Annotated in this window: 21 protein-coding genes; 2 read left to right on the top strand and 19 right to left on the bottom strand. The window is 31.6% G+C overall.

All coding sequences use genetic code 11. The annotated features are described in order from the left end of the window. Positions 1–108 precede the first annotated feature (108 nt). Complete coding sequence (locus tag HMPREF2953_RS07260) at positions 109–1134, top strand: threonine aldolase family protein (protein WP_070672600.1); 1026 nt, start codon at positions 109–111, stop codon at positions 1132–1134. Positions 1135–2084: 950 nt separating this feature from the next. Here the strand turns inward: HMPREF2953_RS07260 and glnA are convergent. The 5 genes from glnA to hflX all read right to left on the bottom strand — a co-directional run bounded on the left by glnA (position 2085) and on the right by hflX (position 7655). Then, positions 2085–3425, bottom strand: a complete 1341-nt coding sequence (glnA, locus tag HMPREF2953_RS07255) for a type I glutamate--ammonia ligase (RefSeq protein WP_070672597.1) — start codon at positions 3423–3425, stop codon at positions 2085–2087. 20 nt (positions 3426–3445) lie between these two features. Beyond that, positions 3446–3814: a MerR family transcriptional regulator gene (locus HMPREF2953_RS07250; RefSeq protein WP_161800506.1), complete on the bottom strand. Its 369-nt coding sequence runs from the start codon at positions 3812–3814 to the stop codon at positions 3446–3448. A gap of 223 nt (positions 3815–4037) precedes the next feature. Continuing rightward, complete coding sequence (locus HMPREF2953_RS07245; RefSeq protein WP_070672594.1) at positions 4038–5012, bottom strand: tRNA dihydrouridine synthase; 975 nt, start codon at positions 5010–5012, stop codon at positions 4038–4040. A gap of 140 nt (positions 5013–5152) precedes the next feature. Next, positions 5153–6391, bottom strand: a complete 1239-nt coding sequence (locus HMPREF2953_RS07240; protein ID WP_049336391.1) for a methionine gamma-lyase family protein — start codon at positions 6389–6391, stop codon at positions 5153–5155. A 25-nt stretch (positions 6392–6416) separates the two neighbouring features. Continuing rightward, positions 6417–7655 (bottom strand): GTPase HflX, encoded by a 1239-nt coding sequence (gene hflX, locus HMPREF2953_RS07235; RefSeq protein WP_049336394.1) that lies wholly within the window; start codon positions 7653–7655, stop codon positions 6417–6419. A 109-nt stretch (positions 7656–7764) separates the two neighbouring features. On the opposite strand from hflX, the gene HMPREF2953_RS07230 reads away from it, so the two are divergent. Continuing rightward, a complete protein-coding gene (locus tag HMPREF2953_RS07230) occupies positions 7765–8241 on the top strand; it encodes a glutathione peroxidase (RefSeq protein WP_002448833.1) in 477 nt (158 codons plus the stop codon). 189 nt (positions 8242–8430) lie between these two features. On the opposite strand, the gene hfq is transcribed toward HMPREF2953_RS07230, so the two are convergent. The 14 genes from hfq to HMPREF2953_RS07160 all read right to left on the bottom strand — a co-directional run bounded on the left by hfq (position 8431) and on the right by HMPREF2953_RS07160 (position 24255). Further along, positions 8431–8673, bottom strand: a complete 243-nt coding sequence (gene hfq, locus HMPREF2953_RS07225; RefSeq protein ID WP_002448741.1) for an RNA chaperone Hfq — start codon at positions 8671–8673, stop codon at positions 8431–8433. Further along, the gene (gene miaA / locus HMPREF2953_RS07220; protein ID WP_070672591.1) at positions 8627–9625 is read right to left on the bottom strand and encodes a tRNA (adenosine(37)-N6)-dimethylallyltransferase MiaA; all 999 of its coding nucleotides are present in this window, start codon (positions 9623–9625) and stop codon (positions 8627–8629) included. Before miaA ends, hfq begins: the two co-directional genes overlap by 47 nt. A 3-nt stretch (positions 9626–9628) precedes the next feature. Then, on the bottom strand, positions 9629–10564 hold the full coding sequence (locus tag HMPREF2953_RS07215) for an alpha/beta hydrolase (protein ID WP_049416220.1): 936 nt from the start codon (positions 10562–10564) through the stop codon (positions 9629–9631). Positions 10565–10769: 205 nt separating this feature from the next. Then, positions 10770–12440, bottom strand: a complete 1671-nt coding sequence (locus HMPREF2953_RS07210; protein ID WP_070672587.1) for a glycerol-3-phosphate dehydrogenase/oxidase — start codon at positions 12438–12440, stop codon at positions 10770–10772. A 149-nt stretch (positions 12441–12589) separates the two neighbouring features. Next, positions 12590–14089 carry a glycerol kinase GlpK gene (gene glpK / locus HMPREF2953_RS07205; RefSeq protein ID WP_049336401.1) on the bottom strand — a complete coding sequence of 500 codons (1500 nt, stop codon included), beginning with the start codon at positions 14087–14089 and terminating at the stop codon, positions 12590–12592. A 94-nt stretch (positions 14090–14183) separates the two neighbouring features. Then, positions 14184–15002: an MIP/aquaporin family protein gene (locus HMPREF2953_RS07200; protein WP_049336403.1), complete on the bottom strand. Its 819-nt coding sequence runs from the start codon at positions 15000–15002 to the stop codon at positions 14184–14186. Positions 15003–15256: 254 nt separating this feature from the next. Continuing rightward, positions 15257–15790, bottom strand: a complete 534-nt coding sequence (locus HMPREF2953_RS07195; protein WP_002448755.1) for a glycerol-3-phosphate responsive antiterminator — start codon at positions 15788–15790, stop codon at positions 15257–15259. A 15-nt stretch (positions 15791–15805) separates the two neighbouring features. Beyond that, entirely contained in the window at positions 15806–17830 is a 2025-nt protein-coding gene (gene mutL / locus HMPREF2953_RS07190) for a DNA mismatch repair endonuclease MutL (protein ID WP_070672585.1), read from the bottom strand. A gap of 12 nt (positions 17831–17842) precedes the next feature. Next, positions 17843–20464 carry a DNA mismatch repair protein MutS gene (gene mutS / locus HMPREF2953_RS07185; RefSeq protein ID WP_070672583.1) on the bottom strand — a complete coding sequence of 874 codons (2622 nt, stop codon included), beginning with the start codon at positions 20462–20464 and terminating at the stop codon, positions 17843–17845. Between the two features lie 203 nt (positions 20465–20667). Next, positions 20668–21156, bottom strand: a complete 489-nt coding sequence (thiW, locus tag HMPREF2953_RS07180) for an energy coupling factor transporter S component ThiW (protein ID WP_070672580.1) — start codon at positions 21154–21156, stop codon at positions 20668–20670. A 20-nt stretch (positions 21157–21176) separates the two neighbouring features. Further along, complete coding sequence (locus HMPREF2953_RS07175) at positions 21177–21545, bottom strand: YlbF/YmcA family competence regulator (RefSeq protein ID WP_049336408.1); 369 nt, start codon at positions 21543–21545, stop codon at positions 21177–21179. 1 nt (position 21546) lies between these two features. Then, positions 21547–23091, bottom strand: coding sequence for a tRNA (N6-isopentenyl adenosine(37)-C2)-methylthiotransferase MiaB (gene miaB, locus HMPREF2953_RS07170; protein WP_070672577.1), 1545 nt, complete (start codon positions 23089–23091; stop codon positions 21547–21549). A 183-nt stretch (positions 23092–23274) separates the two neighbouring features. Then, complete coding sequence (locus tag HMPREF2953_RS07165; protein ID WP_070672574.1) at positions 23275–23571, bottom strand: thiamine-binding protein; 297 nt, start codon at positions 23569–23571, stop codon at positions 23275–23277. Positions 23572–23634: 63 nt separating this feature from the next. Then, positions 23635–24255 (bottom strand): poly-gamma-glutamate hydrolase family protein, encoded by a 621-nt coding sequence (locus HMPREF2953_RS07160; RefSeq protein ID WP_070672571.1) that lies wholly within the window; start codon positions 24253–24255, stop codon positions 23635–23637. Positions 24256–24302 lie beyond the last annotated feature (47 nt).

Below are 24302 nucleotides of genomic sequence, written 5' to 3'. Positions count from 1 at the left end.
TCACTTAAATTCACATTTGTAAAAAGGTGGTGTATACTAAACACATTCTATTCGAATTTTCAGAATAATCAGTTTAGAATAAGCATAAGGAAGTTAGGGAGGAATTCGATGATATCTTTTGAAAATGATTACCTAGAAGGTGCACATCCAAAAATTTTACAACGTTTTATTAATACAAATTATATTCAAGCTTCGGGTTATGGGGATGATCAATTTTCAAAACAAGCCGCTGATCAAATTCGAAAAACGATTCAATGTCCTGAAGCCACTGTTCGCTTTTTAGTTAGTGGTACACAAACAAATCAAGTTGTTATTAATACTGTATTAAAGCCATATGAAGGAGTTATTTCAGCAGATACAGGTCATGTGGCAGTACATGAAGGGGGCGCTATAGAATTTAGTGGTCATAAAGTATTAGCAGTGCCATCTTATGAAGGTAAAATTTCACCTAAAGAAGTAAATACCTATCTTGAAACTTTTTATAGTGATTTCAAGCGTGAACATATGGTATTTCCTGGTATGGTATATATTTCTCATCCTACTGAATATGGAACGCTTTATAGCAAAGAAGAACTCAAGAATTTATCAGACGTCTGTAAGGAACATCATATTCCATTATTTATGGATGGTGCACGATTAGGTTATGGTTTAATGAGTAATGAAACAGATGTCACAATTGAAGATATTGCTAATTACTGTGACATTTTTTATATTGGTGGTACAAAGATTGGTGCACTATGTGGTGAAGCGATTGTATTCACAAACAATAATGAACCTAAACATTTCACTACACGTATTAAACAGCATGGTGCCCTACTTGCTAAGGGGCGTTTAGTTGGTATTCAATTTTTGGAATTATTTACTAATAACTTGTATTTTGACATTAGTCGACATGCTATTAATATGGCGAATAAAATGAAGCAAGGATTTATCGATAAAGGATATAAAGTGTATTTTGATTCTCCTACTAATCAACAGTTTTTCGTATTAAGTGATGATAAGATTAAAGATCTTCAGAGTAAAGTGAGATTTGCAATTTGGGAAAAATACGATGATACACATCGTGTTGTGAGATTTGCAACGAGTTGGGCAACAACTGAGGAAAATGTAGACAAACTTTTAGAATTAATTTAATTATTAATTGATTTAATATAGACCTTAAGATGACGTACTCTGGGTCTATATTTTTATGTTTACATAATATTTTTATAATTCATACAGGTTTTACAGATATATTTAATAAATATTATCTAAAAATAAGAGCTACATACTATAAAAATATAATTAGTGGTAGACGAACATGAAAAACTAAAAAATATACTTCTTAAAATATCGATAAAAAAGATAAAAAAAGCAAGATAATAACAAAAATAAAAAACACATCATCTTATCATTTGATTACTTAAAACTCTCAATCAAACTGCAAATAAGAATCAAGCAGCAATACAATTCAATACTATTCAAAATAATAATAGTAAACAAAATCAATATCATAATGAATGGTATTAACTGATGATACGATTGGATACATCACACCTGATGATACACAGTGTACTATATATCTCCGTCACAACAAAATAGTAACCAGAAAACTTATAATCATAACGAAATTTACAGAACGAAAGAAGAGCAAAAAGTCCGTAATCACTTGATTAATAGATACAATATCAAGTTGATTGGTCAAAGCAACATTAAAATTAATGTATATACTTTTATTTATTTTCGGAATATTTCTAATTAAAAGAAGTTTTTCTCATTTTCTATATTTGTTCGTCATTATTGTCTAAACTCTTATTGTTCTGTCTTTCTGTCATAATATTACTTTGAATGTTCTAAATAAAAATTAACATTTATAAACCAATATTGAAAATTAAATAAAAAGCTAAACGATCTATGATTAAACTAAAAAATTTTGAAAAGTATATAAAGAATGTTTTTTAATACTTACTTGACCAAAAATTGACCAATTCACTACTTTTAAGAAAGTGATCAAGTAAAAATAGATTATTTTTAAACAAAAAAGAAGCTAAGGCAAATGCCTTAACTTCTTATATCCCTAAGTTTTTCCCCTTTTTGCTTAGCGATTAGTATTGTTTCATGTATTGATCGCGTTCCCATTCAGACACTTGAGTTCTGTAATAGTCCCATTCGATAGATTTAGAATTAATAAATTGATTATAGATGTGATTACCTAATGCTTTTTTAACTGTATCGTTTTCACGCATTGCTTTTAATGCAGTGTAAAGTGTAGATGGTAAATCTTGAATACCTACTGCTTCACGTTCTTCACGATTCATTTCATAGATATTTTGGTTTACTGGTTCTGGTACTTTAGTTTTGTTTTTAATACCGTCTAAACCAGCTTGTAAGATCGCAGCTAAAGCCATATATGGGTTAGCAGCTGGGTCAACTGAACGTACTTCAATACGAGTTGATAAACCTCTTGAAGTAGGTACACGTACTAATGGAGAACGGTTTTTACCACTCCAAGCAATGTAACATGGCGCTTCGTAACCAGGTACTAAACGCTTATATGAATTGACTAATGGGTTACATACTGCTGTAAATCCACGTGCATTATTTAAGATACCTGCAGTAAAGTAATAAGCATCTTCAGTTAATTGATCTTTGCCGTTTGGATCAAAGAATGCATTTTCTTTGCCTTTGAATAAAGATACGTTGAAGTGCATACCACTTCCATTTACACCAAATAATGGTTTTGGCATAAATGTCGCATGTAAATTATGTTTACGTGCAATTGTTTTAACAACTAATTTAAATGTTTGAATGTTGTCACATGCTGAAATTGCATCTGCATATTTGAAGTCAATTTCGTGTTGACCTGGTGCTACTTCATGGTGACTTGCTTCGATATCAAAGCCCATATCTTCTAATTCAAGGACGATGTCACGACGACAATTTTCACCTAAGTCAGTTGGTGCTAAGTCAAAGTAACCACCATTATCATTTAATTCTAATGTTGGTTCACCTTTTTCATCCAATTTGAATAAGAAGAATTCCGGTTCAGGTCCTAAGTTGAAATCTGTATAACCTAAGTCTTCCATTTCTTTTAATATACGTTTTAAGTTCGTACGTGGATCCCCAGCAAATGGTTCTCCATCAGTTGTATAAACATCACAAATTAAACGTGCTACTTTGCCTTGACCTGCTGTCCAAGGGAAGATAACCCAAGTATCTAAATCTGGGTATAAATACATATCTGATTCTTCAATACGTACGAAACCTTCGATTGAAGATCCATCAAACATCATTTCATTATCTAACACTTTTTCTAATTGGCTTACTGGAACTTCAACATTTTTAATTGTGCCTAAGATATCAGTGAATTGTAATCTTAGATATCTTACGTTTTCCTCTTTGGCAAATTTGCGAATATCTTCTTTTGTAAAAGTACGTTTTGGCATGGTAGACATCCTCCAAGTAATTAATTAATAAATCGTGATAAATCGCCACGGTTTATCGGTAAAGCTTCACTGCGCGGTTTCTGAGTTGCATCTACAATCATTCTTTTTCTCGTTTCTTGTTCATCAGTAGTTAAGTGCCCTTGATTATTTGTAATTATTTGTTTAATACCTTTTAAATTAAAACCTTTTTCAATTAACGCTTTAATTTCTAACAGTCTCTCTAAATCATTCATAGAGAATAACCTTTTATTTCCTTCGGTACGTTCGGGCTTAATGAGTTCATGTGTTTCATAATAACGTATTTGTCTTGCTGTGAGTTCTGTCAATTTACAAACAACACTCATAGAGAACACGGCCATATTACGTCTTATTGTATCGTTAGACACTATAACCTCACCTCTACTTTTGAACTTGTCTATAATTTAGCATAGATTAATACGAAATACAAAAATATGTCAGGTTTTCTTACATGAAAATTAAATATTTCTTACATATAAATATAAAGCCCATAGATACAGTTATCTACAGGCTTTTTACTATTTAAAAATTATTTTTTACGACATCAATACGATAGCGTATTCTTATTGTTGAGTTTTGAAAACTTAAGCTTTATTAATGGTTACCTTCCATATTTGCTTCAAAATCATCAAGTAATGCTCGAGCTTCATCCACATTTTCTGTACTCATTAATTGATGTCGTAATTCACTTGCACCTCTAATACCTCGCACATAAATTTTAAAGAAACGTCGTAAACTTTTAAATTGTTGTGTTTCTTCATTTGAATACTTTTCAAATAACTCTAAATGTAATCTAAATAAATCCAAGAGTTCTTTACTTGTATGTTCGCGTGGGTCTTTTTCAAAAGCAAAAGGATTATGGAAAATACCTCTTCCAATCATCACTCCATCAATACCATATTTCGTCGCAAGTTCCATTCCTTTTTGTCTATCTGGAATATCACCATTAATAGTTAATAATGTTTGAGGCGCCACTTCATCACGCATTTTTTTAATGGCTTCAATTAATTCCCAATGTGCATCAACTTTACTCATTTCTTTACGTGTACGAAGATGGATAGATAAGTTTGCAATGTCTTGCTTAAATACATGTCTTAACCATTCTTTCCATTCCTCTATATTATAATAACCTAGACGTGTTTTAACACTAACAGGTAGTCCACCTGCCTTGGCTGCTTGAATAATTTCAGCTGCTTTTTCTGGTCGTAAAATTAACCCAGACCCTTTACCCTTTTTGGCAACATTTGCGACAGGACAGCCCATATTTAAATCAATACCTTTAAAGCCCATATCTGCTAAACCAAAACTCATTTCTTTAAATTGTTCTGGCTTATCACCCCATATATGAGCAACCATAGGCTGTTCATCTTCACTGAATGTTAAACGTCCTCGTACACTATGTATCCCTTCTGGATGACAAAAACTCTCCGTATTTGTAAATTCAGTAAAAAATACATCCGGTCTCGCTGCTTCACTTACTACATGTCGAAAAACAATGTCTGTCACGTCTTCCATCGGCGCTAAAATGAAAAATGGACGTGGTAATTCATTCCAAAAATTTTCTTTCATAATTGATTTAAACCTTCTTATTCATTAGTATCTCGTATAATTAACCATGATATATTATCATAAAATAAATCCATATACAAAAAGAAATTCACTCTCATTATTTTTATTACTATTTATTTTTGAATATTTTGTTATACTACTTAAATTAAATTCTGTTCTTTTAAATTCATTACCGCACGTGTTACTGCAATTTTAACATGTTCATAAGTTAGACCACCTTGCACATATGCCTCATAAGGCGGACGAATCGGACCATCTGCTGATAATTCAATAGAGGAGCCTTGCACAAATGTTCCTGCTGCCATGATGACATCATCTTCATAACCAGGCATATAACTAGGTTCAGGACTAAAGTGTGCATTAATTGGTGAAGCATGTTGAATACTTTGACAAAATGCAATCATCTGTTCTTTTGTATCAAATTGAACGGTTTGAATTAAGTCTGTACGCTTAGCATCGTACTTGGGTACTGTGTTCATATTCATTTTTTCAAGAAGTAAACTTGTAAATAGTGAGCCTTTTAAACTTTGACTCACTACATGCGGTGCTAAAAAGAATCCTTGATACATTTCTTGCAATGAAGATAATGAAGCACCCGCTTCTTTACCAATCCCAGGTGCAGTTAAACGATAACCACATCGTTCGATTAAATCTTTTCGTCCTGCAATGTAACCACCAATTTTGGCTAATCCACCACCAGGATTTTTTATTAATGACCCTGCAATTAAATCTGCGCCCACTTCTATTGGTTCTCGACGCTCTACAAACTCTCCATAGCAATTATCTACAAAAACAATTACATTTGGATATCGTTGTTTAATTTGAGAAATAACATTTTCTATTTCATCTACTGTAATTGAAGGTCGTTGGCCATACCCTTTTGAACGTTGAATAGCAACAACTTTCGTTTGTTTCGAAATAGTATTTAAAACCATTTCAATATCAATCATTCCATCTTTTAATGCAACTTCTTTATATGTCACGCCATGCTCTTTGAGACTTTCAATACCATTACCATTAACACCAATCACTTCAAGTAAGGTGTCATAGGGACTACCTGTAATGTACATCAATTCATCGCCATATTTGAGTGTACTTTGCAATGCTAATGTAATTGCATGAGTACCTGAAATAATTTGAGGTCTAACAATTGCATCTTCTGCTTTAAACGTATAAGCATATATCTCTTCTAAATGATCACGTCCAAAATCATCATAACCATATCCTGTAGAACCTACTAAATCATTCTCGCTCGCTTTAACATGATGAAAAGCATCAAGAACCTTTTCTTGGTTGATATAAGCAGTTTCTTCAATTTCTTTAAAAAAGGGTGTTAACGTTTCTTCTACTTCAGAAACGATGTGTTGAATATCTGACATGCAATTTATCTTCCTTTATATATAATTATTTTCTATATCCTTTAACGATATAACTTTCATTATTCTCATCAAATTTCATTTCTTCGATAAGTGTATGTTGTTTTAAAAAATATAATCTATCTGCATCTTCACTAGATACAGTTTCTACGTAATATGACAAAGTCGCTTTTATTTGATCAAACAGTAACTGCTTCACTTTTAATTTATCTTCACTATTGCGACTTGATACAAATACAGACGGATGGTCTGATACCGGTACATCAGTTTCTTCAGAACATTGATCTTTTTTATTAAAAATGATTGCTTGTGGAAGGCCATCCATATCTAAGTCTTTTACCAATTGATTAACCGTATCATATTGAGCTCGATATTCTGGATGACTTGCATCAACAACATGTAGAAGTAGATTTGCGCTTTTTGCTTCTTCTAATGTCGACTTAAATGCTGCTACTAATGTTGTAGGCAACTTTTGAATGAAGCCTACGGTATCAGAAATAATTAAATTAAACCCATTGTTAATTTGTATTTGTCGTGTTTTAGGGTCAAGTGTGGCAAATAGTAAATCTTTTTCAAAAGTCGTTTCGTTTGCTAAAACATTAAACCAAGAAGATTTTCCAGCATTGGTATAGCCAATAAGTGCAATTTGAAATACTTGATTTTGTTCGCGTTGATTACGATATCTTTCACGATGTTCGACCACTGTTTTAAGTTGATGTTTAATTTCATTCATACGTGTTCTAATATGACGTCTATCCATTTCTAATTTTGTTTCACCAGGACCACGCGTACCAATTCCCCCGCCTAAACGAGATAAACTTTTTCCATGTCCTTGTAATCTAGGGAGTAAGTAATCGAGTTGAGCTAATTCAACTTGTAATTTACCTTCTCTACTACGCGCTCTTAAAGCAAAAATTTCAAGAATGAGCTGTGTTCTATCGATAATTTTAATGCCCAAATTATCATTTAATGTTTTTGATTGTGCTGTTGTTAATTCATCATTTGTCACAACAACATCGATGTCATGAAATTCTATAAAAGCTTTAATTTCATCAATCTTACCTTTGCCAACATAATATTTATAATCAAATTGATCTTTATTTTGAGTGACTTGTCCTATAACATCTAATTGACAAGTCAACGCTAAAGCTTCTAATTCTTCCATTGTAGATTCAAAATTATATTGATGATCACTTTGAGCATGTACACCAACTAATACAGCAGTTTCTAGCTTTTTCTTTGTATCATAAGTGTGTTGCTGAGCCATGATATACATCTCCTTTTTTAACATGTCTTACATATTCTATCATAGAGCAAGTTTAAAGACTAACGACTAAAACTATGTTAAATTAAAGCTAAGTTGAAAGGGTGATAGTATGGAAAATATTTATGATTTTGAAGTTCAAAAATCTAATGGTGAAAATTATAAATTAGATGTATATAAAGGCGATGTTATGCTTATCGTTAATACAGCGAGTGAATGTGGATTTACACCACAATTTGAAGGATTACAAGAACTATATAATAAATATAAGGACCAAGGATTTATTGTTTTAGGTTTCCCATGCAATCAGTTTGGTGGTCAAGAACCTGGTTCTGGTGCTGAAGCAAATCAAAATTGTAAAATTAACTACGGTGTCACATTCCCTATTCACGAAAAAGTTGACGTTAAAGGCGATAACCAACATCCATTGTTTCGTTATTTAACAAGTCAAGCTAAAGGTATGTTAAGTGAAAAAATTAAATGGAATTTTACTAAGTTTTTAGTTGACCGTGAAGGTAATATTGTTCAACGCTTCTCACCTCAGAAAAAACCTGCTCAAATTGAAAAAGATATTGAAAAACTTCTATAAATAAATAAAAGCTTCAATATAGATGACTATGTCATAGACAATCGTTCTATATTGAAGCTTTGTTTTATTACAAACATTTCCTCTATTTGTTCAAAAGTGCAAAAATTGATGAGAATTTTGCAAGCTACGTATACATTTTGACCGTGGACTACGCTCTAAAAGTCAGTAACTTGGCACTTTAATTACAACTTATTCTTCACCTTCACCTGTAGCTTCTGAATCAGTAGATTCTGTATCCACAGTGAAAGTGCTGATCGCATGTTTGTAAATCAAATGTTGTTTGCCTTGAGAAACTAAGCTAATCATGTATTTATCAAAGTCTTCGATAACGCCTTTCATTTGAAAACCATTTAAGAAAAATACAGTAATTTCCGTTTGTTCTGCTTTAAAGTTCTCTAGTGCTTGATCTTGGATGTTTTGGTTTGCAATCATGTTTAGAACTCCTTTTATTTATTTGGGTTGTAATCTCATCTAACATCATTTGAAGTGACATTGTCTCTCTATCAAACCATTGAACATTCATTTTGTTTTTAAACCATGTGAGTTGCCTTTTCGCATATTGCCTTGAATGTTGTTTCAATAATTCTATAGCTGGTTCTAATTCCATTTCTCCTTTTATAACAGGGACAAGTTCTTTGTAACCAATTGCTTGCATACTCTGACTAGATTCAAAACCTTGTTCAACTAGTGCTTTCACTTCATTAAATAATCCGTGGCCCAACATAATATCAACACGTTTATTTATTCTTGTATATAATGTTTTGCGCGACATTTCAATCCCTACTAATAATGTATCATAATTTTCTGTAAATTGTTGAACTTTCTTTCGAGAACTTAAAAGTTTTTTTGTTTTTAAGTAATATTCAATCGCTCTAAGTACTCTTTTTCTATTATTTGGATGAATATCTTTAGCTGATGTTTCATCAAACGATGCTAAGTAGCGATGTAAGTCATCATTATTTAATTGATTTAATGCATCTATTTTTTCTTTTACTCTTAATTCTTTTTCTACTGATATATTTTCATCATCAAAAGGATAATCGTAAATTAAAGATTGAATATATAAACCTGTACCTCCTGCAATAATAGGTACTTTACCTCTTTTTGTAATATCTTCAATAAGCACTTCTGCTCTTTTTTTAAATTCGTATGCAGAAAATGATTCATCAGGATTTAAGATATCTATTAAATAATGGGGGATCTCTTCCATTTCTGTTTCTGTTACCTTTGCAGTACCTATATTCATTTGACGGTATACTTGCATCGAATCGCCACTAATGATTTCTCCATTCATTTTTTTAGCTAATTCGATACTCAATTCTGTTTTACCCGAAGCTGTCGGCCCTACAATGACTACTAGAAAAGGTTTTTTTGATGCTTGCAATGATTACGCCTCACTCTGATTATTTTTCAATACTTGTTTTTGAATCCAATCAAACATATGATTCCATATCATTTGTTGATCAACTTCAAATAATATTTCATGTCTTCTATTTGCATAAAGTTGTACCGTAATATGTTTAATACCAGCCTTTTTAAATTTTTTGGCTAAGGATTTAATACCTCTGCCATACTCTCCAAAAGGATCATTTTTTCCTGAAATCATCAATATTGGTAACTGTTTATTTATTTTTTTTAATTGACTATAATTTGCAGTACGTGTCATATGTTTTACTGTTTCATAAATTAATTGGTTTGAAACTAAAAAGCCGGTATACTCATCGTTTACGAATTTATCAACTTCTGTAGATTGTGATGAAAGCCAGTCACTTTCAGTTCGTGGTTGATCAATCTTTTTGTTAAATGATTTGTAAATGAGTTGATTGACCCATTTTAAACGCTTGCGCTTCCCAGTAAAAATAGAAATTAATTTCAAACTGATCCCTGCAGGAATTCCTTTCCATTTAGGATATTGTCCTGTTCCAGTTAATATCAATCCATTAGCAAAATTTGGATAAGTTTCAACGAATAAACGTGCAATAATAGATCCCATTGAATGCCCTAATACAATATAGGGTAATCCTTTCTCACTATCATATAATGTTTGTGCAATTTCAAACGCATCTTGAACGACTTGATTCATGCTGTCGTAATGTCCACGTTCTTTCTCATCAATCTCTTTCCCATGTCCTCTATGATTATGTCTAATCACATCATAACCTTGATGTGTTAAAGCATTAACAAGTGTTTCGTATCGATCCATATGTTCAGCCATACCATGAAATATATGTATAATACCATAAGTCGCTATGTTCGCTTTATCTACTTTAACTTCTAAAGTTGTTCCATCTTCTACAGTTATTTTATAAGCACTTTGCCCCATGTATATGCCTCCAATCTCTTTCTATAATGATATGTTAACAACGTACTATTCCTACTAATATACCTATACTCTTTAATGTTATCAAATAGTTTGTCACTTTTTAATAGGTTATATATACTTTAAATTCAAAAATTTTATCAAAATATAAAAAACTGAGATTGAGTGCTTTTACCCAATCTCAGTTAATATACTATTTTAACTATATTTATTTTTCTGCAGGTTGATGATTACCATGTGTTGCTTCTTCAATAGCTTCATCAACTTCTTTAGAAAATTCATTTTTTTGTTCAGCAGTATAATTTAATAATTTATCTAATTCATCAATAATTGCTTGTTTATATTGTTTAACTGTATTGATGTCAAAATATAATTTACCAGTACGACGAATTAAGAAATCAGTTGGTTTATATACCATTTCGTTTTGTACACTATAAACTAATTGAACGTATAATTCTAATGGCATATTTAAATCTTTTTCATTCGTTAATTGTGCAATTGCGAATAATTTATCTACATTTGAACCGTATTTTGAAGCTAAATTATGTGCCCCATCTGTGCTTAATCCAAGTGCTTTACCTTCTTGGACTTTACGATTTACGTAGTTTTCAAAGTTTTTACTACCGCCAACATCTCCACCAGAAATAGGTGTATTTTTAGTTTTGCTATCCGCAAATTTTAGACCATATTCTTGTTTTAAACGCTTAGCTAATAAATCAACAATTTCTAATGCCATATGACGATATCCAGTTAATTTACCACCAGCAATGGTCAATAATCCTGATTTACCTTCCCAAATTTCATCTTTACGTGAAATTTCAGAAGGGTCTTTTCCATCTTCTAAAATTAATGGACGTACGCCAGCCCAAGTTGATTCAATATCAGCATCTGTAACATGCACATCAGGGAACATATAATTGATTGCATCAATTAAATAGTCTCTATCTTCTTGGTTAGTTAAAGGTTTTGTTTTTTCATTATTATAGAATGTATCAGTAGTACCTACATATGCTTTACCTTCACGAGGAATAGCAAAAATCATACGACCATCTTTTTCAGTATCAAAGTAAACCGCTTGACGTAATGGGAATTTTGATTGATCGATAACTACGTGAACACCTTTTGTTAAACGTAATTGTTTATTATTACGTGTATAATCTTTCTTTCTCACTTCGTCTACCCATGGACCAGCAGCATTGATTACTTTTTTAGCGTTGATTTGATATTCTTCACCTGTAAGCATATCTTTTACTTTAATACCACTTACTTTATTTTTAGCATCGTATACGAAGTCAGTAGATTTAGTGTGATTAATGACTTCAGCGCCTTTTTCAGCAGCACGTTTCATCACTTCAATTGTTAAGCGAGCATCGTCAGTACGATATTCTACGTAATAACCGCCACCTTTTAAACCATCTTTTTTCACAAGAGGTTCTTTATTTAAAGTCGCTTGTTTAGATAACATTTTTTTACGTTCATGACGTTTAACGCCTGCTAAACGATCGTACATTGTTAACCCGATATTAGTTGTGAATTTACCAAATGTACCCCCTTTATGCATCGGTAATAACATCCATTCAGGAGTTGTTACGTGGGGACCATTTTCATAAACTATTGCACGTTCTTTACCTGTTTCAGCAACAACTTTGATTTGTGCTTGTTTCAAGTAACGTAAACCACCATGTACTAATTTAGTTGAGCGAGAACTTGTCCCTTGCGCAAAGTCTTGCATTTCTACTAAAGCTACTTTCATACCACGTTGTGTAGCATCTAATGCAATACCTGCACCAGTAATTCCTCCACCAATAACTACAACGTCAAATTCTTTATTTCTTAAATTCTTTTTAATTAAGTTCCTATTAAAAGTAGATAATGCCATAATATACCCTCCAAAATTTATATTAAAAAAAGAGAGACCTATACACACACAGAAGCATACTGCATGATAACAGGTCTCTCAAATCTCGACTAATGTATTAACTTAACTACATCATAACATATTCTTTGTAACTAAGCCATAATTAAAAATTAATCTTCTAGTTTAAAGACCTGAGTAGCTTCTACTGCTTTCTTCCAACCTTTATATAACTTAGTTCTTGTTTCTTCAGACATTTCTGGATTAAATTCTTTTTCTAATTTCCATCCTTCAGCAATGTCTTGTTTATCTTCCCAAAAGTCTACGGCTAAACCTGCTAGATAAGCAGCTCCGAGTGCTGTTGTTTCTTGAACTTCCGGACGTTCAACTGATGTATCAACAATATCTGCTTGGAATTGCATTATAAAGTTATTTTTTACTGCGCCACCATCAACACGTAAATTATTTACTTCAAGTCCTGAATCTTTAGACATTGCTTCCATAACATCGCGTGTTTGATAACATAAAGATTCTAAAGTTGCACGAATGAAATGTTCTTTTTCAGTACCACGAGTTAATCCAAAAATCGCGCCACGTGCTTCAGAATCCCAATATGGTGTACCAAGTCCTACGAATGCAGGAACAAAGTAGACATTATCAGTAGAATTAACACGTGTTGCATAGTTTTCAGTTTGCGGTGCAGAATTAATAATTCTTAAACCGTCACGTAACCATTGAATTGCTGATCCAGATACGAAAATTGATCCTTCAAGTGCATAGTTTACTTTACCATCAAGACCATAAGCAATTGTAGTTAATAATCCACTTTCAGACGTTACAGGTTCTTCACCAGTGTTCATTAACATGAATCCGCCAGTACCATACGTATTTTTCACATCACCACGTTCGAAACAAGCTTGACCAAATAATGCTGCTTGTTGGTCACCAGCAATACCAGCAATTGGTACTTCTTGACCAAAGAAATGATAATCTTTAGTATGTGCATAAACTTCACTAGATTCTTTAACCTCTGGAAGTATCGCTTTAGGAATATCTAGTAATTCTAATAATTCATCATCCCATTTAAGTTCATGAATGTTATACATTAATGTACGACTGGCATTTGAATAGTCTGTAATATGTGCTTCTCCACCAGAAAGTTTCCACACTAACCAGGTATCGATAGTTCCGAATAATAAATCCCCATTTTCGGCTTTCTCTCTTGCACCTTTAACATTATCTAATATCCATCTTACTTTTGTTCCAGAGAAGTAAGGGTCTAATAATAAACCTGTTTTATTACGAAATGTCTTTTCGTGGCCTTGTTCTTTTAATTCATTACAAATATGTTGTGTTTGACGAGATTGCCAAACAATTGCATGATAAATTGGGCGGCCTGTTTTCTTATCCCAAATGACCGTTGTTTCACGTTGGTTAGTAATACCAATACCTTTAATTTGTTCAGCATCAATTTCATTTTCATTTATCACTTCAGCCATTACTGCTAATACTGATGTCCAAATTTCATTAGCGTCATGCTCTACCCAACCAGATTTAGGAAAGTATTGTTTAAATTCTCTTTGCGCAACGCCTTGAATTTGTCCTTCTTCATCAAATAAAATTGCTCTAGAACTAGTTGTGCCCTGGTCTATTGACATGATGTATTGTTCCATAATTTTCTCCTTCTTTCATTCTGACTGTATGTGTTAAGTATCCTTTGAATCACATAGTCAATATATTATATGATTTAAAACTAAAATTTTTCTTTTAATAAATCGATTCAATATCTTTATGTTTATTTGATTTATTAAGCGCTAAACCAATCAGTAATGTAACAATCAAAACTACAATGCTAACACCACTCATAAAAGTAAATTCATTTTTATAAAAAACCTGATAAATCACAGCACCTATCATACCGCCAGCAATTGGCCCTAGTACTGGTACAATAGCATACCACCAATTAGATCCGCCTTTACCAGCAATTGGTAAAATTGCATGTGCAATTCTTGGTCCTAAGTCACGAGCTGGATTAATGGCATAACCTGTAGGTCCTCCTAAACTTAAACCTATTGCCATAATTAAACTACCCACAATTAATGGATTTAATCCGTCTGCAATTTTGTTTACCCCAATAAATAAAATCCCTAAACTTAAAATAGCTGTTCCAATAATTTCACTTAAAAAGTTAGCAAAATAATTTTTAATAGCAGGTGCAGTAGAGAACACACCTAATTTTGCACCTTGCTCTGTAGTTGCCTTCCAATGTGGTAAATACATTAACCAAACAAGTGTAGCTCCTACAATTCCTCCTAACATTTGACCAACAATATATCCTGGTACTTTTACCCAACTAAAACTTCCTTCAACTGCTAAAGCAATTGTCACAGCTGGGTTTAAATGAGCTCCAGAAAACTGTCCTACTGCATAAACTCCCATAGTTACAGCTAAGCCCCATCCAGCGGCAATAACGATCCAATCAGATTCTTGTCCAGCGCTACGTTTTAAATTTACATTTGCACATACGCCTCCACCGAACAAAATAAGAATGACCGTGCCTAAAAACTCTGCTAAATAAGCATTCATGTTTTAACCTCCTACAAGGCAAAAAGACTTCTACAAACTATAATATAATTAAGCTTGCAGAAATCTCTTCATCTCTCATTCAAATATTAACTTGTATAAATCATACAAAATAATTGTAAGCGTTGTCAATAGATTTTGTAAAAAAGTTGTCACAATTTATTTTGTAGATTAAAACAACGTACTATAATTATTTTTTTAGTAATACATAAAAAACCTGAGACCTCAATTTTTGTCTCAGGTTAAAAAGATAATTTCTACCACAATTTTCTATTACTTGTGGTTACATAGCTTGCACCACTATTAATCGCATCATTCACTTCTTTTTCTTCTTCGATTAACCCACCTGCTATAATTTTAGCACCCGTTGCTTCTCTTACATTTTCAACAATTTTATGAGCAATACCTGGTAGTACTTCAACATAATCTGGGTCCACTTTCTTTATGAGTTGTATACTACGATTGAGTGCTTGACTATCAATAATAAAAACTCTAAAAATAGTAAGTACATTTAATGATTTTGCTTTTTGAATGACTTTTGTTTTTGTTGAAACAATCCCTTTTGGTTTATAAGTTTGAATGATATATTCACATGCATATTCATCATGTGCCATTCCTTTAATTAAATCAATATGAATATATGCTTCAATGTCATGTTTTTTAAGTAACTCTATAATGCTTCTTAAATGACCTACATGCATATCTAAAAGGACACACACTTTATAATCCGTTTGAGTTAATTTCTCTAAATCTTTCATATTTCGAATTGCTGGTAGTACGTGTTCTTTCATTTCTATGCATCCCTTCTACATTACTCGTTTAAATAATTTTTCTAATTCATAATTTGAAAAGTTAATAATAATTGGTCTACCATGAGGACAAGTAAATGGATCTTCCGCTTCTCTTAATTGATCAATTAAATCTGCCATTTCATTCTTTTTCAAGTAATGATTTGCTTTAATTGACTTCTTACAACTCATCATAATAGCTGCGTCTTCGCGCATTTTTTTAACGTCAATTTTTTTATGATTTAATACTAGTTCAATCATATCTTTAATAATTTCCTCTGCTTCCACTTTAGGAAACCATACTGGATAACTATTTACAATATAATCATATCCACCAAAATGTTCTAAATGAACCCCTACTTTATCAAGTTCTTCTCGATATTGATCAATAATTAATTGTTCGTCTTTTGAGAAATGAAATGTTAAAGGAATTAACAAATCTTGTACTTCATTTGATACTTCGCCTATCTTTTCTCTGAAATATTCGTATTTAATACGTTCTTGAGCAGCATGTTGATCTATCATAAACATTCCATTTTCATTTTGAGCAATAATATAGGTACCGTGTACTTGGCCAACTACTTCCATATATGGCACACGTCGAGACGGTGTTGAACTTACTTTACCTTTAATATCTTGTTCTTCTTGATTTGTAACATTCTCTTGAAAGTCATCATTTTCATCATAATTATAAATATTGGTTTCATCATGTCGAGTGTTATCGATTGAAGACTCAGCACGATCTAAACTATTTAAAATATCTTTTTGAATGTCGAAGTAATCTTTATCCATACTACGTTTATTATTATAGACACTAGAATTTTCGTTATCTTCTCTAGTGTAAGAATCATCAGAGGTATGTTCTTCATCATATTGATGACTTATTGTTGAAAAGGTATTGTTAGTCGAAACGTTGGGGTCATTTTTATTTTCTAATTGTTTTATGTTATTTGAAATATTTTGTTGTTTTTGTTCAAAATCGATTTTTTGTTGTTCAAATGTATGCAATACTTTATTTTTTTTAGGTGTTCGATCTAAATCATTTTTAGGAATCAATATTCTATCTTTAAATGCATGTCTAATTTTTTCAATAATTAAATTATAAAGTTGTTCTTCTTTTGAAAGTCTAACTTCAAGTTTCGTTGGATGCACATTGACATCTACTAAAATTGGATCCATTTCTATATTGATATAGCAAATAGGATAACGACCTATGGTTAGAAGTGTATGATATCCTTCAGTAATAGCTTTATTTAAAGCGAAATTTTTGATATATCGACCATTAATAAAAATTGAAATATAATGTTTATTACTACGAGAATGTTCCGGTTTAGCAACAAATCCTTCTAAATGATAGTCACTCGTATCGCCAGAAATGTGAACTAAATCTTTTGCAACTTTAATACCATATATTTCAGCCATCACTTCATTTGTTCTTCCAGAGCCATTCGTTTTTAACATCGTTTTTCCATCAGATATAAGTGAAAAGCGAATATTTGGATGACTCATTGCCATTCGATTAACAATATCTGTAATTTTTCCTAATTCTGTATATAAACTTTTAATATATTTTAACCGAGCTGGCGTATTATAAAATAATGATTCTACTTTAATATCTGTTCCTTTTTTGGCTTTTGCTGGTTTTTGAGATAATATTTCACCATTTTCAGCATAAATTTCGTGACCATTTTCATTATCTGTACACGTTTTAAGTGTCACTTTAGCTACAGATGAAATACTAGCCAGTGCTTCACCTCGAAATCCTAATGTTCTGATATGAAACAAATCGTCATCATCATTTATTTTACTGGTAGCATGACGATGAAAAACAAGTTGCAAATCATCTTGCTCAATTCCAGTTCCATTGTCGACTACACGAATTGAGGAAATACCTGATTGTTCTACTTCTATATTAATTTCAGTCGCCTTAGCATCAATTGCATTTTCAAGTAGTTCTTTTACTACTGAACTAGGACGTTCAACCACTTCACCTGCAGCAATTTTATTTGCTAAAGATGTTTGTAATTCTTTAATTTTACCCATGAATTAACACCTCTATCTTAACTGATTTTGTAATTCGCTTAACTTAAGTAATGCTTCAATAGGTGTCATATTTGAAATATTTAAATTTTTAATTTGTGCCTCTATTTCACTTTGTGTTTCATTCGAATTAAATAAGTCAAAACTTGTTTGTTCAAACACATCTGTTTGTTTAATAGTTGAGTGTTCTTCCTTATTAATTAAATGATCCTTATTTTCAATATCTTTAGAGTTGTCATTATACTGTTGACGATTGACATTCTCATCTGATAATCCATTTTGTTCAAACGCATTTAAAATAACTTGAGCTCTTTCAATTACTTTCTCAGGAAGATTTGCTAGTTTAGCAACTTGAATACCATAACTATCATCAACGGCACCTTCTTTAACTTTATGAAGGAAAATAAGTTCACCTTGATACTCATCTGCTGCTACATGTACATTTTTCAAACTAGATAGCTGTTGATCTAATGTTGTTAATTCATGATAATGGGTTGAAAAAAGCGTCTTAGCATGTGATGTTTCAGCTACATATTCAATCATAGCTTGCGCTAGAGATAAGCCATCATATGTTGACGTTCCTCGCCCGATTTCATCAAAGATGATTAAACTATCTGCTGTTGCGTATGTTAATGCTTTTTGTGCTTCTAGCATTTCAACCATAAAGGTACTTTTACCGGATACTAAATCATCTGCTGCACCAATTCTTGTGAAAATTTGATCAAAAATAGGTAATATTGCATTATTACATGGTACATAAGCTCCCATTTGTGCCATGATACTAATGATTGCCACTTGACGCATATAAGTTGATTTACCGGACATATTTGGGCCAGTAATCAAGTAAATAAAGTTATTTTGATCAAGATAACAATCATTTGGTACATAATCATTATAATCCATCACGCGTTCTACAACGGGATGTCTAGAATTTTCTAAGTTCAATGTCTTATCATCACTAAATTTTGGTCTAACATAGTTATATTTTTGTGCAATTTCTGCAAAACTTTGTAAACAATCAAGCTCTGATATCACTTTTGCTTGTCTTTGTAATCTTTCAGTATATGATTTAACATGCTCTCTCAATCGAATAAACAGTTGATATTCTAATTCAATTGCTTTATCTTCTGCACCTAAAATAATATCTTCTTTTTCTTTTAATTCGTCTGTAATAAATCTTTCTGCATTAGATAAAGTTTGTTTACGATGATAGCCATGCTCGCTTGGTTCGAATCCTTGAAGATTAGCACGTGTGATTTCAATAAAGTAACCAAAAACTTTATTGTAGCTAATTTTTAAAGATTTGATACCTGTTCTTTCACGTTCTTTCGCTTGAAGTTGTGCTAGCCAATCTTTTCCATTTTTAGATGCTTCTAAATACTCATCTAGTTGTTTACTGAATCCTTGTTTGAACAGCCCTCCATCTTTGACTGAAATAGGTGGTTCTTCTACTAAACTATCTTCCAACACTTTCAGTAAATCTTCTAATGGTTCTAATGTGCTAAACTGCGTTGTTGTCACATTATCCATTTGTTCAAGAAGTGATTTAATATTTGGAATTTCAGAAATAGAATGTTTGAGTTGAATCAAATCTCGAGCATTTACATTTCCATAACTTACTCGTCCTACTAATCTTTCAATATCGTATACTTGATTAAGGTAACCTCTTAGAGTATCTCTTTCTATAAAATGATCAATAAATGATTCTACGATATCTAATCGTTGTTCAATATTGTCTTTATGAATAAGTGGGCGATCAATCCACTGTTTCAAGCGTCTTGCACCCATAGGTGTTTTTGTTTCATCCATTAACCATAATAATGTTCCTTTTTTACTTTTTAAACGTATGCTTTCAGTAAGCTCTAAATTGCGTTTTGCATAATAATCCATTTTCATAAAGTCAATCGCTGCATAAGTTATCACATCTTCAATATGAGACAAATCTCTTTTTTGAGTATGATGAATATAATCTAACAATAATTGTGTTGTCAAAAACATTAAATTATTTTCTAATGTATTGACACTATATTCCATATCAGAAATTTCTTCTCTAACTGTAATCGTTTCAGTAGTAAGTGAAATTTGTTTTTTTAAATCTTCATTTATGTCTTCTCGTACTACAATTTCATTTGGGTTAATCGTAATGATTTCATTAATTAACGTGCTTTCATCTTCAAAATTGGTAGCTTTTAATTCACCAGTAGAAACATCACAATAACTTAATGCGTATCCATTTTCATTCTGAATGAAACTAAGAATATAATTATTTTGATTTTCATCCATTCCGCCTTGTTCCATCATTGTTCCAGGCGTGACTACTTTAACTACTTCTCTTTTAACCATGCCTTTAGTTTGTTTTGGATCTTCCATCTGTTCACAAATAGCAACTTTATATCCATTGTTAATGAGTGTTTCAATATAGCTATTTGCTGAGTGATACGGAACGCCACACATTGGAATTGGATTTTCTTTTTTAGCATCTCTTTTAGTTAAGGTAATTTCTAATACTCTAGATGCTTCTTTAGCATCTTCAAAGAACATTTCATAAAAATCGCCTAATCTAAAAAACAATAAACAATCTTGATATTGAGATTTTATTTTTAAATATTGTTGTATCATAGGTGTCACATTAGCCATATTTTTTCACAACCTTACTGATATATACTTTTTTCTTCTCACATTTTAACTTGTATATTTTAACATATGTCATACTGAAGCGCTCGTTATCCAAATTAGAATATTATTCTACAACTTAAAAATAAAAGATTATCATCTCTTTACTACGCTTAATAAGCACTAAACTTATTAAGTGTATGAAATGATAATCTTAAATAAAATATTTATTTGAATTTATCTAATAATCCTCGTTTTTTTAACACTATAAGTAAGATATAACTAATCGCTGCACCAAGAAAACTTGAAACTACAAATACAAGCATTAATGGTTTGATAAAGAAATGTTGCAAACCTAATATCCAAGATAGTGGAATGCACATTAAACTACCAATGATTCCAGTTCCAATCACTTCTCCAACTGCAGCCATAAATATGTGCTTTCTATACATATAGAAGAGGCTAGCTAGAAACACACCAATCATACTACCAGGAAAGGCAAAAGCACTGCCAGTTCCAAATATTATTCTTATTAAAGAAGAAATCAAAGCCTGTGCTAAACCATACCATGGTCCTACAAAAACCGCACATAGTACATTTACAAAATGTTGTACTGGGGCTGCTTTTACTGGACCTAAAGGTATAATAATAAAACTACTAAATACGACATTAAAAGCAATGAGTAAAGCTGTAATGGTAAGTTTTTTAGTTTTCATCTTTGAATATTCCCTTCTGTTTATGAGTCGTGATGTGCTTTTTCATTATGATTATTTAAACTTTGTTCCATAGTAGAAACCATCAATTGCAACAACTCATTTGCTTCAAATTGCGCTGACCGAAATTCTTCAACAATAGGTAATGCATTGATTTCTTTTTCAAGTTGAGAAATTTCTTCTTCAGATTTTTGATAAGCCTGATGCTTACCATAATTTTGAAAATTTACTGATTGTTTTTGTTGCAATTTTAATTGTTTCATTTTTTGTTCAATTGATGCATTCTCATGAATTTGTTGCTCTACATTTTGATATTGTTTAATCAATTCTAGTGCCTTTATTTTGTTCGATACACTATCTGCTTGCTTTAGAATATCTTCTTTCTCATACATATTAATTAGTCACCATGACTTGATTATGAAAATGTAAAAATTCACCATTTAGTGAGTATTGTTTTGCTTCTTTAACTTTAACATCAACAAGTTGACCAATAGCTTCACGAGGTCCTTTAAAGTTAACTAATTTATTTTTTTCAGTATAACCTGCTAGAACTGTTTCATCTTTTTTACTTGTTCCTTCACATAAAACAGTAACAACTTGTCCTTCATAATGTTGCATTGCTTTTTCTGAATATTGACCAACTTTTTTATTTAAACGTTGCAAGCGATCTTTTTTCACTTCAGTTGGAACATTATCTTTCATTTTAGCAGCAGGCGTACCATCTCTTTGTGAATACAAATACGTATAAGCATGTTCAAATTGAACTTCATCGTATAATGAAAGTGTTTCTTCAAATTGTTCTTCTGTTTCGTTAGGATATCCTACTATTATGTCAGTAGTAAGGGCGACATTAGGAATAGCTTCTTTAATTCTATCAACTAAATCCAAGTAACTTTCACGTGAATATTTACGTCCCATTATTTTTAATACAGCATTATTTCCAGATTGCACAGGTAAATGAATGTGAGGAACGATATTTCCACCTTTTGCAATCACTTCAATCATTCTATCTGTAAAATCCCAAGGATGACTCGTTGTAAAACGTACACGTGGAATGTCAATTTTAGAAATATCCTCTAATAAATCACCTAAGCCATAATCTAAATCTTTAATATCTTTTCCATATGAATTAACATTTTGTCCTAGAAGTGTAATTTCCTTATAACCTTCACGAGCGAGACCTCGAACTTCTTCAATGATATCTTGTGGTCTACGACTGCGTTCTTTTCCTCGTGTAAAAGGTACAATACAGTATGTACAGAATTTATCACATCCATACATAATATTAACCCATGCTTTTGTACTTCCTTCACGCACTTTAGGTAGGTTTTCAATAACGTCGCCTTCTTTAGACCAAACCTCAACGACCATGGCTTTTGATAAATATGCTTCTTCTAAAATTTCAGGTAATTTATGTATGTTATGCGTTCCAAAAATCATATCCACATTTTGATATGATTTTAAAATTTTATTTACAACGGATTCTTCTTGTGACATACATCCGCATACACCAATTAACGTTTCAGGTCTATTTTTCTTTAAATGTTTTAAATTACCTATTTCACTAAATACTTTATTTTCAGCATTTTCACGAATAGCACATGTATTAATTAATATAACATCTGCTTCATTAATATCATCAGTTGCTTGATAGTCTAAAGCTTGCAAAATTCCTGCCATTACTTCAGTATCATGTGCATTCATTTGACACCCATATGTTTTAATTAAAAATGTTCGTCCTTTTCCCATACCTTTATATTTATCTTCAATATGAAAATCTCGATTATATTGAACATCTTGTTTACCACGTTTTTTTGCTTCTTTAAGATTAGGTGGTTGATAAACATGTTCGAAATATTTACTATAGTCTTTTTCTGCTTTTTTATTACGTTCGTCTAAAATATCTATCGTACCAGCTTTTCTTTGCTCTTCGTTCACTTTACAAAAATCCTTTCTATATGCCCTAATATTATTAGTACATTATATTAAAATTAGCATTAAAGTGCAAAAAGAGTTTAAAAATTAATATATTTTATTATTAAATATTGAATAAAAAGTGGAATAGATGTCATATTGAATCTTACTCCACTTTAACTAAACGTTATTTAACTTTAAAATATGTTATGCTTCGTCATATTTACCAGTCAGAGTTTCAATAGATATACCTTCTGGCACATGATAAAACTTCACTTGGCTAATAATACTAGGACATTCTAATTCAACCATTCTTTCATTCAATTTTTGAATTAAAATTAAGCATTCACTCATATCACCTTGGACAGTCGTTTCAAGAGGACCTACTCTGTAATGTAGTCCCGACTGATCAATAATTTTAATCGCTTCATCTACATAAAGAATAACATCATCATTATTAGGTGTTTTAGGAACTATTTGTACACTCATTAACGTATCTTGCATAAATTTCACCTCTATGATTTATTTATGATTTTATTTTATCATGATTATCTTTATAAATCTGAGTTATTCTATATTTTCTATTGCAGATTTTATAGCTTTTGCAAAGTCGTACATTAATTTGTCCCAATTTAATTGATTTTCTCTACTATTTCGATTTGTTTTATTATTTTTGAAAAAAGCTTTACGTAATGAGGTAGTTAACTCAATTTGTACGCCCCTACCTCTAGTTGTACAATTAACAATATTATTATCCTGTTGACCTGAAATATGGCTTGGTGCTTCTTTTGCTTTTATACCAATATTATTTAATTGTTCTTTGATGAGTGATTTTAGACGTTCGTCTTTCCCACCAACATAAGCAATGCTCTCGTTCCCTTCACAACCATGAATAGCAATAGCTTGGTTACTTTCAGTTACCAAATTCATTGCATCTTTATTATCATAACGTGTAGAAGTTACGTGCAATTCTTTATTTCCTTTACTACGTAAACCTTCGAAAGTAAAGTAATTATATCCGCCTTCATCAGCAATTATACTTGCTAATTCAGTTGTAGCAGGTTCAATGCCTCCACCATGAATTGCTAGTATTGAAACGCTGCTATTTCGGTTTTTAGTTATTATTTTCCAGTCTTCATTTTCAATCGTTTCTTTTTCCAATTCTTGCATTGATTTAAATTTATCCAACATTTCCACTCCTTTTATTTACTATATTATTTTCTTCCCTAATAAAA

The organism is Staphylococcus sp. HMSC072E01 (genome assembly GCF_001814125.1).
Classification (GTDB): domain Bacteria; phylum Bacillota; class Bacilli; order Staphylococcales; family Staphylococcaceae; genus Staphylococcus; species Staphylococcus hominis.
Note: the sequence above shows the minus strand (reverse complement) of the source record. Positions and strands in the feature narration are given on the sequence as shown.

What these genes read in the sequence shown, in the direction of transcription:
- HMPREF2953_RS07165 (WP_070672574.1), bottom strand. Translation starts at nt 23,571, where the DNA reads ATGCAAGATACGTTAATGAGTGTACAAATAGTTCCTAAAACACCTAAT.
- HMPREF2953_RS07260 (WP_070672600.1), top strand. Translation starts at nt 109, where the DNA reads ATGATATCTTTTGAAAATGATTACCTAGAAGGTGCACATCCAAAAATT.
- HMPREF2953_RS07200 (WP_049336403.1), bottom strand. Translation starts at nt 15,002, where the DNA reads ATGAATGCTTATTTAGCAGAGTTTTTAGGCACGGTCATTCTTATTTTG.
- mutS (WP_070672583.1), bottom strand. Translation starts at nt 20,464, where the DNA reads ATGGCTAATGTGACACCTATGATACAACAATATTTAAAAATAAAATCT.
- thiW (WP_070672580.1), bottom strand. Translation starts at nt 21,156, where the DNA reads ATGAAAACTAAAAAACTTACCATTACAGCTTTACTCATTGCTTTTAAT.
- HMPREF2953_RS07210 (WP_070672587.1), bottom strand. Translation starts at nt 12,440, where the DNA reads ATGGCATTATCTACTTTTAATAGGAACTTAATTAAAAAGAATTTAAGA.
- mutL (WP_070672585.1), bottom strand. Translation starts at nt 17,830, where the DNA reads ATGGGTAAAATTAAAGAATTACAAACATCTTTAGCAAATAAAATTGCT.
- HMPREF2953_RS07240 (WP_049336391.1), bottom strand. Translation starts at nt 6,391, where the DNA reads ATGTCAGATATTCAACACATCGTTTCTGAAGTAGAAGAAACGTTAACA.
- hfq (WP_002448741.1), bottom strand. Translation starts at nt 8,673, where the DNA reads ATGATTGCAAACCAAAACATCCAAGATCAAGCACTAGAGAACTTTAAA.
- HMPREF2953_RS07175 (WP_049336408.1), bottom strand. Translation starts at nt 21,545, where the DNA reads ATGTATGAGAAAGAAGATATTCTAAAGCAAGCAGATAGTGTATCGAAC.
- HMPREF2953_RS07245 (WP_070672594.1), bottom strand. Translation starts at nt 5,012, where the DNA reads ATGAAAGAAAATTTTTGGAATGAATTACCACGTCCATTTTTCATTTTA.
- glnA (WP_070672597.1), bottom strand. Translation starts at nt 3,425, where the DNA reads ATGCCAAAACGTACTTTTACAAAAGAAGATATTCGCAAATTTGCCAAA.
- hflX (WP_049336394.1), bottom strand. Translation starts at nt 7,655, where the DNA reads ATGGCTCAGCAACACACTTATGATACAAAGAAAAAGCTAGAAACTGCT.
- HMPREF2953_RS07215 (WP_049416220.1), bottom strand. Translation starts at nt 10,564, where the DNA reads ATGGGGCAAAGTGCTTATAAAATAACTGTAGAAGATGGAACAACTTTA.
- HMPREF2953_RS07195 (WP_002448755.1), bottom strand. Translation starts at nt 15,790, where the DNA reads ATGAAAGAACACGTACTACCAGCAATTCGAAATATGAAAGATTTAGAG.
- HMPREF2953_RS07230 (WP_002448833.1), top strand. Translation starts at nt 7,765, where the DNA reads ATGGAAAATATTTATGATTTTGAAGTTCAAAAATCTAATGGTGAAAAT.
- glpK (WP_049336401.1), bottom strand. Translation starts at nt 14,089, where the DNA reads ATGGAACAATACATCATGTCAATAGACCAGGGCACAACTAGTTCTAGA.